The organism is Janthinobacterium sp. 17J80-10 (genome assembly GCF_004114795.1).
Classification (GTDB): domain Bacteria; phylum Pseudomonadota; class Gammaproteobacteria; order Burkholderiales; family Burkholderiaceae_D; genus Paucimonas.
In genome coordinates this window covers 16,230-30,773 of record NZ_CP035311.1, presented here as the reverse complement: position 1 = coordinate 30,773, position 14,544 = coordinate 16,230, and the positions used below count along the sequence as shown (strand labels likewise).

Annotated in this window: 11 protein-coding genes; 7 read left to right on the top strand and 4 right to left on the bottom strand. The window is 58.5% G+C overall.

Features of this window, described 5'->3' with window-relative positions; all coding sequences use genetic code 11:
- Window positions 1-374 precede the first annotated feature (374 nt).
- The 5 genes from EKL02_RS00145 (at window position 375) to EKL02_RS00125 (ending at window position 7,033) form a co-directional block, all read left to right on the top strand.
- Window positions 375-1,820 (top strand): sigma 54-interacting transcriptional regulator, encoded by a 1,446-nt coding sequence (locus EKL02_RS00145; RefSeq protein WP_128900128.1) that lies wholly within the window; start codon window positions 375-377, stop codon window positions 1,818-1,820.
- A 347-nt stretch (window positions 1,821-2,167) separates the two neighbouring features.
- Window positions 2,168-3,934, top strand: coding sequence for a carboxylesterase family protein (locus EKL02_RS00140; RefSeq protein WP_128900127.1), 1,767 nt, complete (start codon window positions 2,168-2,170; stop codon window positions 3,932-3,934).
- A 70-nt stretch (window positions 3,935-4,004) separates the two neighbouring features.
- Window positions 4,005-5,228, top strand: a complete 1,224-nt coding sequence (locus tag EKL02_RS00135; protein ID WP_128900126.1) for an ABC transporter substrate-binding protein — start codon at window positions 4,005-4,007, stop codon at window positions 5,226-5,228.
- Window positions 5,229-5,283: 55 nt separating this feature from the next.
- Window positions 5,284-6,078, top strand: a complete 795-nt coding sequence (locus EKL02_RS00130) for a 3-hydroxybutyrate dehydrogenase (protein ID WP_128900125.1) — start codon at window positions 5,284-5,286, stop codon at window positions 6,076-6,078.
- A gap of 22 nt (window positions 6,079-6,100) precedes the next feature.
- Complete coding sequence (locus EKL02_RS00125) at window positions 6,101-7,033, top strand: 3-keto-5-aminohexanoate cleavage protein (RefSeq protein WP_128900124.1); 933 nt, start codon at window positions 6,101-6,103, stop codon at window positions 7,031-7,033.
- Between the two features lie 34 nt (window positions 7,034-7,067).
- Here EKL02_RS00125 and EKL02_RS00120 read toward each other — a convergent pair whose 3' ends face one another.
- The 3 genes from EKL02_RS00120 to EKL02_RS00110 form a co-directional block, all read right to left on the bottom strand.
- Entirely contained in the window at window positions 7,068-7,736 is a 669-nt protein-coding gene (locus EKL02_RS00120; RefSeq protein WP_164931891.1) for a GNAT family N-acetyltransferase, read from the bottom strand.
- 125 nt (window positions 7,737-7,861) lie between these two features.
- A complete protein-coding gene (locus EKL02_RS00115) occupies window positions 7,862-9,019 on the bottom strand; it encodes an MFS transporter (RefSeq protein ID WP_241687756.1) in 1,158 nt (385 codons plus the stop codon).
- Window positions 9,020-9,438: 419 nt separating this feature from the next.
- Window positions 9,439-10,644 (bottom strand): MFS transporter, encoded by a 1,206-nt coding sequence (locus tag EKL02_RS00110; protein ID WP_128900121.1) that lies wholly within the window; start codon window positions 10,642-10,644, stop codon window positions 9,439-9,441.
- A gap of 98 nt (window positions 10,645-10,742) precedes the next feature.
- Here EKL02_RS00110 and EKL02_RS00105 point away from each other — a divergent pair, with 98 nt between their 5' ends.
- Window positions 10,743-11,645, top strand: a complete 903-nt coding sequence (locus tag EKL02_RS00105; RefSeq protein ID WP_206732478.1) for a LysR family transcriptional regulator — start codon at window positions 10,743-10,745, stop codon at window positions 11,643-11,645.
- A gap of 303 nt (window positions 11,646-11,948) precedes the next feature.
- Here the strand turns inward: EKL02_RS00105 and glmS are convergent, their stop codons facing one another.
- A complete protein-coding gene (gene glmS / locus EKL02_RS00100; protein WP_128900119.1) occupies window positions 11,949-13,766 on the bottom strand; it encodes a glutamine--fructose-6-phosphate transaminase (isomerizing) in 1,818 nt (605 codons plus the stop codon).
- Between the two features lie 183 nt (window positions 13,767-13,949).
- Here glmS and EKL02_RS00095 point away from each other — a divergent pair, with 183 nt between their 5' ends.
- The gene (locus tag EKL02_RS00095) at window positions 13,950-14,417 is read left to right on the top strand and encodes an Lrp/AsnC family transcriptional regulator (RefSeq protein WP_128900118.1); all 468 of its coding nucleotides are present in this window, start codon (window positions 13,950-13,952) and stop codon (window positions 14,415-14,417) included.
- The last annotated feature ends 127 nt before the right edge of the window (window positions 14,418-14,544 follow it).

The following is a 14,544-nucleotide window of genomic DNA, read 5'->3' as shown; positions in this document are numbered from 1 at the left end:
TTGATCGTAAAAAATCTTGGGAAGTGTCTATTGATGTGTCGTGCAAAGGTGTTGTGCCAGGCGAATATCATTTATGCATGCCATTGTCAGAATTCGATCATTGGCACTAATTAAAGTTTCCACCTAATATCATTTTTTAATTGCTTGCAAAAAATACACGCATGCCGGCAGGGCGGAGCATAAGGCGTCAGATGGATCATCCGTTTCAGGCAATAATGGGTTCTTTATTGCCCTCCCGCATTGTTTAAAGTCAGGAATTGACTGTGGCAAGCCCAGCGACGGCAGTTGAACGGGCGCGTGATGCAGTATAGTTACGAACTACTGCAGCACGTCTGCCGGGCATGTCGCCCGTTGCCACCCATTGCCGATGCCTCATGAAATCGTCTGTCGAATCGATCTGGAATGCGCAGGATATCCGGCGTCTCAGCCTGGAAACCTTGATTGATTTCTTTGAAAAATACAGCTTCGGCTCGATGGCGGTTGACAGCGATGCCAGGATTGCCTGGATCCATGAAAAGTATGCAAGTTTCCTCGGCTTGAAAAATCCGCAGGCCGCACTCGGCCGTCCGGTGGAGGAAGTCATCCCGAACAGCCGTATGCGCGAGGTGGTTGAAACCGGGCGGCCGATCATGCTCGACATCTTTCCGGTCCAGAAGCAGTCGCTGGTGGTCATGCGGCTGCCGATCAAGAATGAGGAAGGCGAAGTGACCGGGGCGTTGGCGGTGGCATTGTACGAAGATATCGACCGCTTGAAGCCGCTGGTATCGCGCTTTTCCGAACTGCAGGCCGCCCTCGAGAAGACCAAGACCGAACTCGCGCAGTTGCGCAGGACGCGTTATTCGATTACCAATTTCGTCGGCACCAGTTCGGCCGCGCTGGAACTGAAAACGCGCGCAAGGCGGGCGGCGCAACTCGACACCACCGTGCTGCTGCTGGGCGAGACCGGCACTGGCAAGGAAATGCTCGCGCAAGGCATCCACGCCGTCTCGGTGCGCTCGGCCAAGCCCTTCGTCGGCATCAATATTGCGGCCATACCGGAAACCTTGCTGGAAGCCGAAATCTTCGGCGTCGCACCCGGCGCCTATACCGGTGCGGACCGGCGCGGCCGGGACGGCAAGTTCAAGCTGGCCGACGGCGGTACGCTGTTTCTGGATGAAGTCGGCGACATGCCGATGCAGGTCCAGGCCAAGCTCTTGCGCGTGTTGCAGGAGCAGGAAATCGAGCCGCTGGGCACCAACAAGGTTACCAAGGTCGACGTGCGGGTCATTGCGGCGACCAGCCGCAATCTCGTTGGCTTGATGGAAGCCGGGCGATTCCGCTCCGACCTGTATTATCGGCTCAATGTGCTGCCAATCGTGATTCCTCCTCTGCGCGAACGCATCGGCGACATCGACGCGCTGTGCGAGCATTTGTGCGAACAGATCGCCAGCCGCACCGGCCTGCCGCAGCGCGAGTTGAGCGCGAGCGCGCGTGCGCTGCTCGCATCGCATGACTGGCCGGGCAACGTGCGCGAATTGCGCAATGCGCTGGAACAGGCCGGCATGCTGTCGGAAAACCGCATCCTGAGCGCCGAGGATTTTGTCGGCATTCTGCCGCAGGGCCGCAAGCTGCGAAGTGTTGCCTTGCCGCCGGCTGAACCCGGACCGGTGCAGGCAGGCCAGACATTGGCCGATGCCGTCAATGATGTCGAACGGCGCCTGATTCTGGCGACGCTGGAACAAACGCGTGGCAACAAGGCGCTGGCTGCACGCAAGCTCGGGATTTCCCGCGGCAAGCTGTATCAAAAAATTCTTCAATTCAATCTTCCGTTCATTGATTGAGCAATATGTTCAATAAAAGATCATTTCAGATCTTTTATTTATCAATGACTTAGTGATTTATTCCCCCAAATCTGTTCATTAATCGAGCAGATTTTCCCGTTAAATTCCGGCTTTTGTCGCGATTTCGGCCGCTCCGAAAAAATTTCCATTTGAATTCAATGACTTGTCTGCGTTGGCACTGAATTTGCCATATGTCATGCAGCGGTGACAACTTGACGGAAGTAGCACTGTTGCAACAGTGCTGCCATGCAGGCTCGTCGGGAAAAAGTGGTCTCACTCCATCTTGCATTACCAGGAGCCGGAACCGTCAGGCATATCGAATAATTACGTAGATTAGGGGACAGATCATGAAGCTTGTTGGCAAATGGCGTTGCATGCTCGCTGTGGCGGGCGCCGTCACGACTTTGCTGGGCGGCTGCGGCGGCGGCACCGGCATCGCTACCAGCACGGCGCAGGACTTGCCGCTGCTGCGGTCGACGCAATATGGACAGATTGAAGGCGCGGACGATGCCGCATCGGGGACGTATTCCTGGAAGGGCATCCCGTTTGCCAGGCCGCCGGTAGGCAACCTGCGCTGGAAGGCGCCCGTCGAACCCGACAACTGGCCGGCAGTGCTGGCGGCAAAATCCTTCGGCAATGCCTGTGTCCAGTACGGCCGCCTCTATGGCCCCGGATCGAACAACACCTATGATGCAAGCATCGGCACCACGCTGAACCAGGCGGTCGGCAGCGAGGATTGCCTGACGTTGAACATCTGGCGGCCGGCATCGACCGACACCAATCTTCCCGTCATCTATTTCATCTATGGCGGCAGCAATGTGTCGGGCTACACGGCCGACCCGGTATACGATGGCGCGGCGCTGGCGAAGGCCGCCAATGCGGTCGTGGTGACGGCAAACTATCGTGTCGGCCTGTTCGGCTGGCTGAGCCTGCCGCAATTAAAGAGCGGCACCAATGCCCAGGAAGACTCCGGCAACTTCGGCACGCTCGACCAGATCCAGACGCTCAAATTCATCAACAAGAATATCGCCAATTTTGGCGGCAATCCGGGCAATGTCACCGTGATGGGCCAATCGGCAGGTGCCATCAATGTTTATTCACTGCTGACCTCGCCCCTGGTTGTCAGCAATGCGACGCAACTGTTCCACCGCGCAGTGCCGCTCTCGGGAGGCATCAGCACTGCCAGCGAACTGCCGGTCGGAAGCATCGCTCTGGTGAACTCGTCGGCAACCGCACTGGCGCAGGGCAACAAGCTGCTCTACAGTCTGCTGATCGCCGATGGCAAGGCGAGCGATGATGCGACTGCGGCCGCTTACGCTGCCACGCAAACCAGTGCGCAGATCGCCGACTACATGCGAGCGAAAACCCCGGCGCAGATCTTCACCCAGTTGCTGACCAAACTTGCCGCTGCCGGCCTGAGTTCGACGTCGCATATTCCGGACGGCGCCGTCGTTGCCAATACGCCGATTGCGGCAATCAATGCCGGCAATTATCTGAAGGTGCCGGTGCTGGCATCCAACACCGCCGAGGAAACCAAATTGTTTGCTTCATTCCTGGCGTTGTCGCCGGCGCTGGGCGGCCAGCCCGGCCTGATCGTCAATGATGCGACGCGCTTTGGCATGATGTACAACTTCAAGCCGGATGCCGCGGCCACCTTGACTGTCAATGACCTGATCAACCCGGCGTATTTGCCGGTCGATACGCCGACTACCGGCTACAACGCGCGCCTGGCATTGCTGAACAATCTGTTCTTCGTGCCAAACCGCGACTCGGCGCTGAATGCACTGAAATCCAGGCAAGCCAATGTCTGGTACTACCAGTTCAACTGGAACAAGGAGCCGGCACCGTGGAATGACGTGTATGGCGCAGCGCACGCGTTCGACCTGCCTTTCCTGTTCGGTAACTTCGGTCCGTCGCTGTTCTCGAATGTCACCAACAGCACGGCTAACAAGGGCGGCCGGCTGGAACTGTCCGGCGCGATGATGAGCACGATTGCCGCATTTGCGAAAAATGGCGATCCGAACAATGCCGCACTCGGCGTCACCTGGCCGGCATGGCCAAAGAAACTGATCTTTGACGCGACGCTGGCCACCAAAAATATTTCAGTGCAATGAGTGCAGCGGGCGAAGCCACAGGCTGCGCCCGCACCGCCAGACATTTTTTGAAAAATCACAAGGACCTATCATGAACTTCAAAACCATCACAGCCAGCGCCTGTATCGCGACCCAGTTGTTCGCCGGACCGGCGTTCGCCCAGCAATCCACAATCTCCGATGACGTCGTCAAGATCGGCGTGCTGACCGATTTGGCGGGACTGTATTCCGACTTGAGCGGCGAAGGTTCGGTCAATGCCGTGCGCATGGCGGTTGAAGACTTCGGCGGCAAGGTGCTGGGCAAGCCGATCGAGATCATCTACGCCGACCACCAGAACAAGGCGGATGTGGCCTCGGCCAAGGCACGCGAATGGTTCGACGCGCAAAAAGTCGACATGATTGCCGACCTGGTTACTTCCAGCACGGCACTCGCAGTGGTCGATATCGCCAGGCAGAAGAACCGGATCGCGATTGTCAACGGCGCGGGCTCGAGCCGTCTGACCAACGAGGCCTGCACGCCCAACAGCGTGCACTACAGCTGGGATACCTATGCACTGGCCAACGGCACGGCAAACACGATCGTCAAGCAGGGACGTGATTCCTGGTACTTCCTGACCGCCGATTACGCATTCGGCCATTCACTGGAAAAGGATGCGTCCGAGGTCATCAAGGCCAACAATGGCAAGCTGGCCGGCGCGTCGCGCCATCCGCTGGCGGCTTCGGACTTTTCCTCTTTCCTGCTGCAGGCGCAGGCATCCGGTGCGCAAGTGATTGCACTGGCCAATGCGGGCCCGGATACCGTGAATTCGATCAAGGCTGCGCGCGAGTTCGGCATCACCAAGTCGGGCAAGCAAAGCCTGGCGGCCCTCCTGGTGACCGTCAACGACATTCACAGTCTCGGACTGGAGGCAGGGCAGGGACTGTATGCGACCGAGGGTTTTTACTGGGATTTGAACGACGATACCCGCAAGTGGTCCAAGCGCTTTTTTGCCAAGATGAAGAAGATGCCGAACATGATCCACGCCGGTGTGTATTCATCGACGATCCATTACCTCAAGGCGGTGCAGGCTGCAGGCACCGACGATGCCGGCGCAGTCATGAAGAAAATGAAGGAAATGCCGATCAACGATTTTTTTGCCAGGAACGGCAGGATCCGCGAAGACGGCCGCATGGTGCACGACATGTACCTGGTGCAGGTCAAAAAGCCCTCCGAGTCGAAGACGCCGTGGGATTACTACAACGTCAAGGCCGTGATCCCGGGTGAACAGGCCTATCAGCCGCTGTCGGCCAGCAAGTGTCCGCTGGTGAAGAAGTAAATCCTAACGACACCGCGGCGCTGGCGCCGACACTACGCAACTTCACGAGGGATTTATGCAACGCAATGGATTACGCGGAAAAACCGCATTGGTAACTGGTTCCACATCCGGAATCGGCATGGGCATTGCACAGGCGCTCGCCGCCCAAGGCGCCAACATCCTGTTGAACGGCCTGGGCGACGACATCCAGATTGCCCGGCTGCGGCAGTCGATTGCCGATGAAAACGAAGTCGATGTCGCCTACCACCCTGCAGACATGTCGAAGATGCGCGATATCGAAGACATGATCCGCTATGCCGACAGCGATTTGGGCAGCATCGATATTCTTGTCAACAATGCGGGCATCCAGCATGTCGCGCCGCTCACGCAATTTCCGGTCGCGCAATGGGACAACATCATTGCCATCAATCTGACGGCCTGCTTTCATACGACACGGCTGGTGCTGCCGTCGATGCTGTCGCGCAACTGGGGACGCATCGTCAATATCTCGTCAGTCCATGGCCTGGTCGCCTCGCCAAACAAGTCCGCCTATATCGCCGCCAAGCATGGCTTGCTCGGCTTGAGCAAGGCGGTGGCCCTCGAGACGGCGACCACCGGCGTTACCTGCAATGCCATCTGCCCAGGCTGGGTGCTGACGCCGCTGGTGCAAAAGCAGGTCGATGCCCGGGCAGCGCTGGAAGGCTTGTCCGATGCCGACATGAAGCAGCGCATGCTGATCGAAAAGCAGCCGTCGGGTGAATTTGTCACGCCCGAGCAACTGGGCGGCGCCGTGGTCTTTTTATGCAGCGATGCAGCCGCGCAGGTGCGCGGCGTCTCGCTGCCGATCGACGGCGGCTGCGTCGCGCAATAACCAACATCATTTCGAGGAATTCATGAAAAAACAGCGCAAAGTCATCATCACCTGTGCCGTCACCGGCGGCATCCATACACCGTCGATGTCACCCTACCTGCCGGTGAGCGCAGCCGATATCGAGGAAGCGGCGGTAGGCGCGATTGAAGCCGGCGCCGCAATCGTGCACCTGCACGCGCGCAACCCGGAAGATGGCAGGCCGTCGCAGGATACCAGCCTGTTTCGGGCATTTGTACCCAACATCAAGGCGCGCACCAACGGCATCATCAATATCACCACCGGCGGAGCGCCCGGCATGTCGGTCGAGGAGCGGCTGCAGCCAGCGCTCCAGCTGCAGCCGGAACTGGCGTCGCTGAACATGGGCTCGATGAACTTCGGGTTGTACCCGATGCTGAACCGATTCAAGCAATTTCGGCATGCCTGGGAGCAGGGCTTTCTGGAGGCGACGCGGGATGTGGTGTTTCGCAATACCTTCCAGGATATCGAACATATCCTGCGCGCCTGCGGCGACAATGGCACGCGCTTCGAATTCGAATGTTATGACACGTCGCACCTGTACAACCTGGCGCATTTCCTGGATCGCGGACTGGTAAAGGGGCCGCTGTTCATCCAGACGGTGTTCGGCATTCTCGGCGGCATCGGCACGCATGCCGATGATGTCGCGCACATGAAGCGCACGGCAGATCGCCTGTTTGGTGACGAGTATGTCTGGTCGGTGCTTGGCGCCGGGCGCGCGCAAATGCCGATTGCCGCCACTGCCGCGGCACAGGGCGGCAATGTGCGCGTCGGCCTGGAAGACAACCTGTGGGAAGAGGCAGGGAAGCTGTCAGAGACCAATGCGGCACAAGTGATGCGGATTCGCACCATCCTTGACGCGCTCGCACTCGAGATTGCCACGCCAGAGGAGGCACGTGACATGCTCGCGCTGAAGGGGGCAGGGAATACGGCGTTTTAAGCGTGCGTTCGGATTTGGGTTGTTAAACGGGATTTCAGATCTGCGATGCTGGCACGGTACGCTGAATCAGCGGCAGCACGGCCAGCATATTCTTTTTTTCCAGCACTTGATGTGCAGAACGGCGGAGCGCGTCGATCTCCATGCGAAAGCCATAAAATGCTATTTCCTTCGGCGCGCTAACAGTCGGCATCGAGAAATCCCCTTCGGGGTAGCGCATGAAACCAAGCGCTGTGGCAAGCGCTATCGATCCTTCGTTATCGGTACGGCACTCGATATTGCCAAACTCCATTCCCGGATGCATTTGGTCAGCCGCGAGAAATGCAAAGGCTGTCAGGAGTTTTGCCAGGCCGCGTCCTTCGTACTTCGCGTCGACCGCATAGGTCAGGTTGCAGCCCGTGTGCTTGTCCTCGGTACGCATGGGGGCAGCCCAGGCGCTCGCAATAACTTCTTTTTCTTGATTTGCAGCGGTAAAGCAGACGGGATCGGCAATGAACTGCCATCCAACACCAGCCATGGCCAGGATATCTGTACCGCAAATATCCGCGTAACGGCTATCTTCCAGGCCTTCCATCATCTTGTCCGGCCGTGATAGTTCCCAGTCATAGCCTTCAAGGCAGATATCGAAGCCCTCATGCCGTGCGCAGAGAACGGGTGCCCCGCTGCTTTCTTCCCCGTCAGTTACATTGTCGTGCGGATCCGGCATCATCGCTCCTTTCATTGGTCAGTCGCAACACTTGAACACGAACAATAAAGTCTGTCAGAGTCACAAGGGCTACGTCATTGAATTGAAAGTACCAGAGAAGTGCCGGAAAGTCTGTCGGTACCAGATCAATCAGCCCGCACAATAGACAGGGCTGTGGATTCGCGCAAATGCTGGTCATGCGGAGCGCGGGGCCCACGTTTGAGCAACATCCATGCGGACAAGATGCCGCCGGATAGCGCAAGTCCTGCCGCAACCCATTGCGGTGACGAATACGCGTAGCCGAGCGTAAGAGGAATGCCTCCAAGGAAAGCGCCGGTTGCATTGCCGATGTTGAAGCCGGACTGGCCTAGCGAGGATCCCAGCATTTCAGCGTCTTTGGAATGCTCGATCAGTAACATCTGTATCGGCGGCCCCAGCGCCAAGGCATTGGCGCCGGTCGCAAATGCAAGACAAATCATCGCGGGTTGAGAGCTGGCCAGAAGTCCATTCAGGCATAGCAGGACCGTCATCACACCCAGCAGGAGGGTAATGGCCTTGATTGGCGAAACCCTGTCGGCCAGCTTGCCGCCGACAAGCACGCCGACCGTCATCCCGACGCCGGCAACAGCCATGATCAATGGAATTGAGCGCGGCGCAAACATCGAGACGTCTGTCAGCAATGGCGCAATATAGCTGAACCAGGCGAAGAATCCTCCGGTGCCGATGGCGGTAATCGCGATGGCCAGCCAAAGCCTAGGGTTGCGGAATATTTTCAGGTCGCCGCGGAAGCTGGCATGCCTGTTTGGTGCAATATGGGGAACCCATTTTTTCAGGCTGATGACGGTCAATAGCCCGATGATGGCAACAACGACGAATGTGATGCGCCAGCTGAAATTGTGCCCGACATACGTCCCGACCGGGACCCCGAAGATGTTTGCAACGGTAAGTCCGGCAAACATCGTCGCCACTGCTGCCGCCGCTTTTCCCTCATCCGCCAGGCGGCTCGCCACAATGGCACCGACGCCGAAAAAAGCGCCATGCGGCAACCCGGCGAGAAAGCGGGAAATAAGCAGGAAGTGGAAGTCGGGAGAAAACGCCGATAACGCATTGAATGCGGTAAACAGCATCATGAGCCAGACCAGGACACGCTGCGGCGCCTGTTTCGCCAGTGCGCCTGCCAGAATTGGCGCGCCGATGACGACACCCAAGGCATAGGCCGAGATCAGGTAACCTGCTTCCGCAATCGAAATGTGCAGACCGGTTGCGAGATCGGGCAATATGCCCATCATGACGAATTCTGTCATGCCAATGCCAAACCCGCCGAGGGCCAGAGGGATCAGGTTCTTTTTAATCAATTTGAATTTTTGCCATGGGGTTGAGTATCCGCTGTGCCAAAGCGATACCACCGAAAAAAAAGCCCGCCAGTCTTTCGACAGCGGGCTAAATCCAATTCAAGAAGATTTGGAGGAGACATGCTTACTATATCGCGCATTCCGTCCTTTGCCTTCTTTATTGTGGTGATTGGTGATATTGCGATTTGTGATATCAGCCCGGCGCTAATCTGATGTCACCGTTGCTCTCAATCCCAGGCCGGTGCGTACCGAGTCGATTACTTGCTGGCCCTTGCAGCCGGAAGGTGCCACGGCCGAGGGAGGGAATATTCATGAAAAACGCCTGTCATAAAAAGTGGAAATTCTTGCCTGCGCAAGCGTGGCAATCGTGATTAATGCACCGCGGTGGCTGCGGCTGGCCCAGTTGCGCAGCGACTGCCGGCCTGACGATCGAGCCGGCCGGCCAGCGTCGTCAGGCCCAGCGCGCCGGTCACCACGATCGCGCCGATCCAGGGGGTGGCCAGCAAGCCGAACTGGGTGACAATCAGTCCGCCGGCCCAGGCGCCGCCGGCAATGCCAACGTTGAACGCTGCGATATTCAGGCCGGAAGCCACATCGACCGCCTGTGGCGCGCTGGACTTGGCCTGCTGCACCACATACACCTGCAAGCCCGGCACGTTGCCGAACGCAACCGCACCCCATGCCAATACGGTAGCCAGCGCCAGCCAGGCGTTGGAAGCCGTGAAGGTCAGGGACAACAGCACCAGCGCAAGCAAGGCAAACACAGTCTGCAGCGCCCGTACAGGCCCTTTCTTGTCGGCCAGCTTGCCGCCCCAGATGTTGCCGAAGGCGACCGACACCCCGTATACCAGCATCACCAGGCTGACGCTGGATGCGGAGAATCCCGATACTTCCTGCAGGATCGGTACAAGGTAGGTAAAGGCGATGAACGAGCCACCATACCCGAGCGCAGTCATTGCATAAACCAGCAACAGGCGCGGCTTTTTCAGAACGGATAGCTGGGTCAACAGGGACGCCGGCGTGCCATTGGCAATATTGTTCGGCAGCAGAAACAGGGTGCCGACAAAGGCAATCAAGCCAAGCAGCGACACGGCCAGGAAAGTCGATTGCCAGCCAAAAGTCTGGCCGATGAACGTGCCAAGCGGTACGCCGGTGACCAGCGCTACCGTCAGCCCGGAGAACATGAGGGCAATCGCGCTGGCGGCCTTTTCTTTGGGCACCAGGCTGGTGGCAATGGTCGATCCGATGGAAAAGAACACGCCGTGCGTCAATCCAGTCAGGACACGGGCGGCCATGAGCGCTTCGTAGCTGGGCGTCAGCCATGCGAGCAGATTGCCGATCGTGAACAAGGCCATCAAGCCCGACAGCAGTCGCTTGCGCGGCATGCGACCGGTCAGCGCAGTGAGCACCGGGGCGCCGATGGCAACCCCCATTGCATAAAGACTGACCAGCAGGCCGGCGGAAGGAACGGATACGCCAAGGCTGGTGGCGATCGTGGGAATGAGGCCAACGATGACAAACTCGGTTGTCCCAATGGCAAAAGCGCTGAGCGTCAAGGCCCAAAGTGCGAGCGGCATGTTTTTCTCCTGCATGGATGAACGATGGCTGGCATTGTGGACCTGATGCCGGCGAAGAAAAATCAGGTTGACTACAATATACTTTTGACTCGGAATCAATAATGTTGAATGTTGATACGCTGATTGCCTTTATTACCGTGATCGATGCCGGCTCGTTTTCAGCTGCAGCTGAGCGGCTCGGCCAAACCCCCTCAGGCATCAGCCGAACCATTTCACGTCTGGAATCGCAACTGGGCATGGCCCTGATGACGCGAACCACGCGTCGACTGGATTTGACGGAAGAGGGGGAATGGCTGCTCGGACGGGCGCGAAGCATTCTCTCCGACTTGCAGGATGTCGAAGAACGCCTGGCTGCACGCCTTGCGCAGCCTTCCGGCCTGGTGCGTGTGAACGCTGCCACGCCGGTGCTGGATCATTTGGTGGCACCTCTGGCTGCCGATTTTCTGGATGCCTATCCTCTGGTGCGGCTCGAGCTCGTCAGTGGCGAAACCGTGATCGACCTGATTGAGGAACGGGCCGACATGGCCATCCGCATCGGCCCCCTGGCAGATTCCACCCTGAACGCCAGGCGCCTGGGAACAAGCCGTCTGCGCTTGCTGGCGTCCCCCGGATATCTGGCGCGCCATGGAACGCCAGATGGCATGGACATGCTTTCGCGGCATCGCCTGCTCGGCTTTACCGTGCCGACTTCATTAAATATCTGGCCCTTGCCGCAAGAGGGCGGCGATGGATTGCCGGTGCAGCCGGCCATTGCCGCCTCCAGCGGCGAGACCTTGCGGCATCTCGCATTAGCCAATGCGGGCATTGTTTGCCTGGCTGATTTCCTGACGCACAATGATGTGTCGAGTGGCCGCTTGATACCGATACTGGAAGCGGTGACATTGCCATGGACGCAGCCAGTGTGGGCGGTATTTTACAAACAGGGGGCGTTAGCCCCGCGCATTGCCGCCTTGGTCGATTTTTTGGCGCAAAGACTGGCATGCGGGATACTGGGCGAATGAGGAAGTCGGTGTTGGGAAAGCGGAAATACTGTTTGCCGGCCTCAAGCGCTCCGGGCGCCTCCGAACGCTTTGTCGACGCACGGCTTGTGCTGCAAATTCTTCCGGCAGGCGTTCGAACAACAAATAGGATTATTACTTAACGAAAAAAGGGGCCTCAGGCCCCTTTTTGACAACTGTCCAACAGACTTTATCGTCGCCAGACAGAATCAGCTCGAAAACATGTTTTGTACAGACTTCATTAAACAAGCCGAAACGTTACAGACTTTATTATTTCCGATCAGGCGTGCACGCAAATCCTGCCCGTCACTCGACCGTCACGCTCTTGGCCAGGTTCCTCGGCTTGTCCACATCCGTCCCCCGCGCTAGTGCTGTGTGATACGCCAGCAACTGCAGTGAAATCACATGCAGGATCGGCGACAGCTTGCCGTAGTGTTCCGGCAGGCGAATCACATGCAAGCCGTCGCTGGAAGTAATCTTCGAATCCGCATCGGCAAACACGTACAGTTGGCCGCCGCGTGCACGCACTTCCTGCATGTTGGACTTCAGCTTTTCGATCAGCGCATCGTTCGGCGCGATTGTCACCACCGGCATTTCCTCGGTCACCAGGGCCAGCGGGCCGTGCTTCAGTTCGCCGGCCGGATAAGCCTCGGCGTGGATATACGAGATTTCCTTGAGCTTCAGCGCGCCTTCCAGCGCGATCGGGTAATGCAGGCCGCGCCCGAGGAACAGGGCATTTTCCTTGCGCGCGAATTCTTCCGCCCAGGCGATGATCTGGGGCTCGAGCGCCAGCACCGCAGCGATTGCCACCGGCAGATGGCGCAGCTGCTTGACGTAGTCAGCTTCCTGTTCGTCGGAGAGACGGCCGCGCACCTGCGCCAGCGTCAGTGACAGCAGGAACAAGGCCACCAGTTGCGTGGTGAACGCCTTGGTCGAGGCAACGCCCACTTCCACGCCCGCGCGGGTAATGTAGGACAGCTCGCACTCGCGCACCATGGCGCTGGTGGAAACGTTGCAGATCGTTAGCGTATGGACCATGTCCATCGAGCGCGCATGCTTCAGGGCCGCCAGGGTATCGGCGGTTTCGCCGCTTTGCGAAATGGTCACCACCAGGGCATTCGGATTCGGTACGCTGTCGCGATAGCGGTATTCGCTGGCGATCTCGACATTCACCGGAATTTGCGCGATCGATTCGATCCAGTATTTTGCCGTGAGCCCGGCGTAATAGCTGGTGCCGCACGCCAGGATCAGCACGGAATCGATGTTCTTGAAAATCTTGTAAGCCTTGTCGCCGAAGAGTTCCGGCATGATGCCGGTCACGCCCTCCAGGGTGTCGCCGATGGCGCGAGGCTGCTCGAAGATTTCCTTTTGCATGTAATGACGGTACGGCCCCAGCTCTGCGGCGCCGGAGTGCGCGTGCACCGTGCGCACTTCACGCGTGGCTGGCTTGCCGTTGACGTCGACCACCCAGCAGCGCTGCAGCTGCAGGTCGACCACGTCGCCTTCTTCGAGGTAGATGATCTGGTCGGTGACGCCGGCCAGTGCCATGGCGTCCGACGCCAGGAAATTCTCGCCTTCGCCGACGCCGACGATCAGGGGCGAACCCTGGCGCGCGCCGATCACGCGGTGCGGCTCGTCGCGGCAAAACACGGCAATCGCATAGGCGCCATGCAGGCGCTTGACTGCCTGCTGGACCGTTTCGAACAAGTCGCCGGTATACATCTGGTCGATCAGGTGGGCAATGACTTCGGTATCGGTCTGGCTCTCGAAGACATAGCCGGCTGCAGTCAGTTCGGCGCGCAATTCATCGTGGTTTTCAATGATGCCGTTGTGGACCAGGGCGATGCGCTCGCGCGAAAAATGCGGATGGGCATTGTGTGACGCCGGCGCGCCATGCGTGGCCCAGCGTGTGTGGGCAATGCCGGTGAAGCCGGCCAGGCCGGTAGTTTCGACCTGGGACTCCAGTTCGGCCACGCGGGACGTGCTGCGCGAACGCTTGAGCATGCCATCGACGTGCAGCGCGACGCCGCAGGAATCATAGCCGCGGTACTCGAGGCGTTTCAGGCCTTGCAGGAGGATGGGCGTGATATTGCGTTGCGCTACTGCGCCGACGATGCCGCACATGGGAAATCCTTGGGATTGGTTGAATAATGGGTTTATCGTAGGAGAAAGTGTGTGAAATAAGTATGCGAAATGTCCATGGAAGTGGATTTAAATTTCATCGGCGATATGGAGTGGAATATAATTTCATATAGCTGATGATAAGTTTCATTAAATTCCGCAGAATTTCCTCTAACTGGCCATGTCATGGACGAATTGCTACTGGATGACCTCGACCGCCGTATCCTGAACGCCCTGCAGGAAGATGCCTCGCGCACCAACAATGAGCTGGCAGCGCTGGTGCACGCCTCGCCGCCGACTTGCCTGCGGCGCGTCAAACGCCTGCTCGAGGCCGGCATCATCGAGCGCCAGGTGGCCCTGGTCGATGCCGGCAAGGTCGGTGCGGGACTGACCGCCATCGTCGAAATCACGCTGGACCACCAGGGCGCCGAACGCATGGATGAGTTCGAGGCGCTGGCGGCACGCGAGGCGGCGGTCATGCAATGCTATCGCGTCTCGCCTGGACCGGATTTCGTGCTGGTGGTGCAGGTGGCCGACATGCCGGCCTACCACGCCCTGGCGCACCGCCTGTTTGCCGCGCATGCCAACGTGCGCAATGTGCGCAGTTTTTTTTCCATCCACCGCAGCAAGTTCGCCACCCGCATTGCTCTCTGAGTAGTCAACGCATGGCATCTCGCGCCATCACACCGCCCGGCGGCGCCATGTATTTCGCCGTGGCGGGCGGTTGCTGAAGCAGCCTCGATGCTAGAATTTGCGCATCCCTGCAGCCCGTTCCTCGCGA

Coding starts and splice junctions, on each gene's coding strand:
- EKL02_RS00110 (WP_128900121.1), bottom strand. CDS start 10,644: ATGCCGCTCGCACTTTGGGCCTTGACGCTCAGCGCTTTTGCCATTGGG.
- EKL02_RS00145 (WP_128900128.1), top strand. CDS start 375: ATGAAATCGTCTGTCGAATCGATCTGGAATGCGCAGGATATCCGGCGT.
- EKL02_RS00120 (WP_164931891.1), bottom strand. CDS start 7,736: ATGCCGGATCCGCACGACAATGTAACTGACGGGGAAGAAAGCAGCGGG.
- EKL02_RS00130 (WP_128900125.1), top strand. CDS start 5,284: ATGCAACGCAATGGATTACGCGGAAAAACCGCATTGGTAACTGGTTCC.
- EKL02_RS00095 (WP_128900118.1), top strand. CDS start 13,950: ATGGACGAATTGCTACTGGATGACCTCGACCGCCGTATCCTGAACGCC.
- EKL02_RS00140 (WP_128900127.1), top strand. CDS start 2,168: ATGAAGCTTGTTGGCAAATGGCGTTGCATGCTCGCTGTGGCGGGCGCC.
- EKL02_RS00135 (WP_128900126.1), top strand. CDS start 4,005: ATGAACTTCAAAACCATCACAGCCAGCGCCTGTATCGCGACCCAGTTG.
- EKL02_RS00125 (WP_128900124.1), top strand. CDS start 6,101: ATGAAAAAACAGCGCAAAGTCATCATCACCTGTGCCGTCACCGGCGGC.
- glmS (WP_128900119.1), bottom strand. CDS start 13,766: ATGTGCGGCATCGTCGGCGCAGTAGCGCAACGCAATATCACGCCCATC.
- EKL02_RS00115 (WP_241687756.1), bottom strand. CDS start 9,019: ATGACAGAATTCGTCATGATGGGCATATTGCCCGATCTCGCAACCGGT.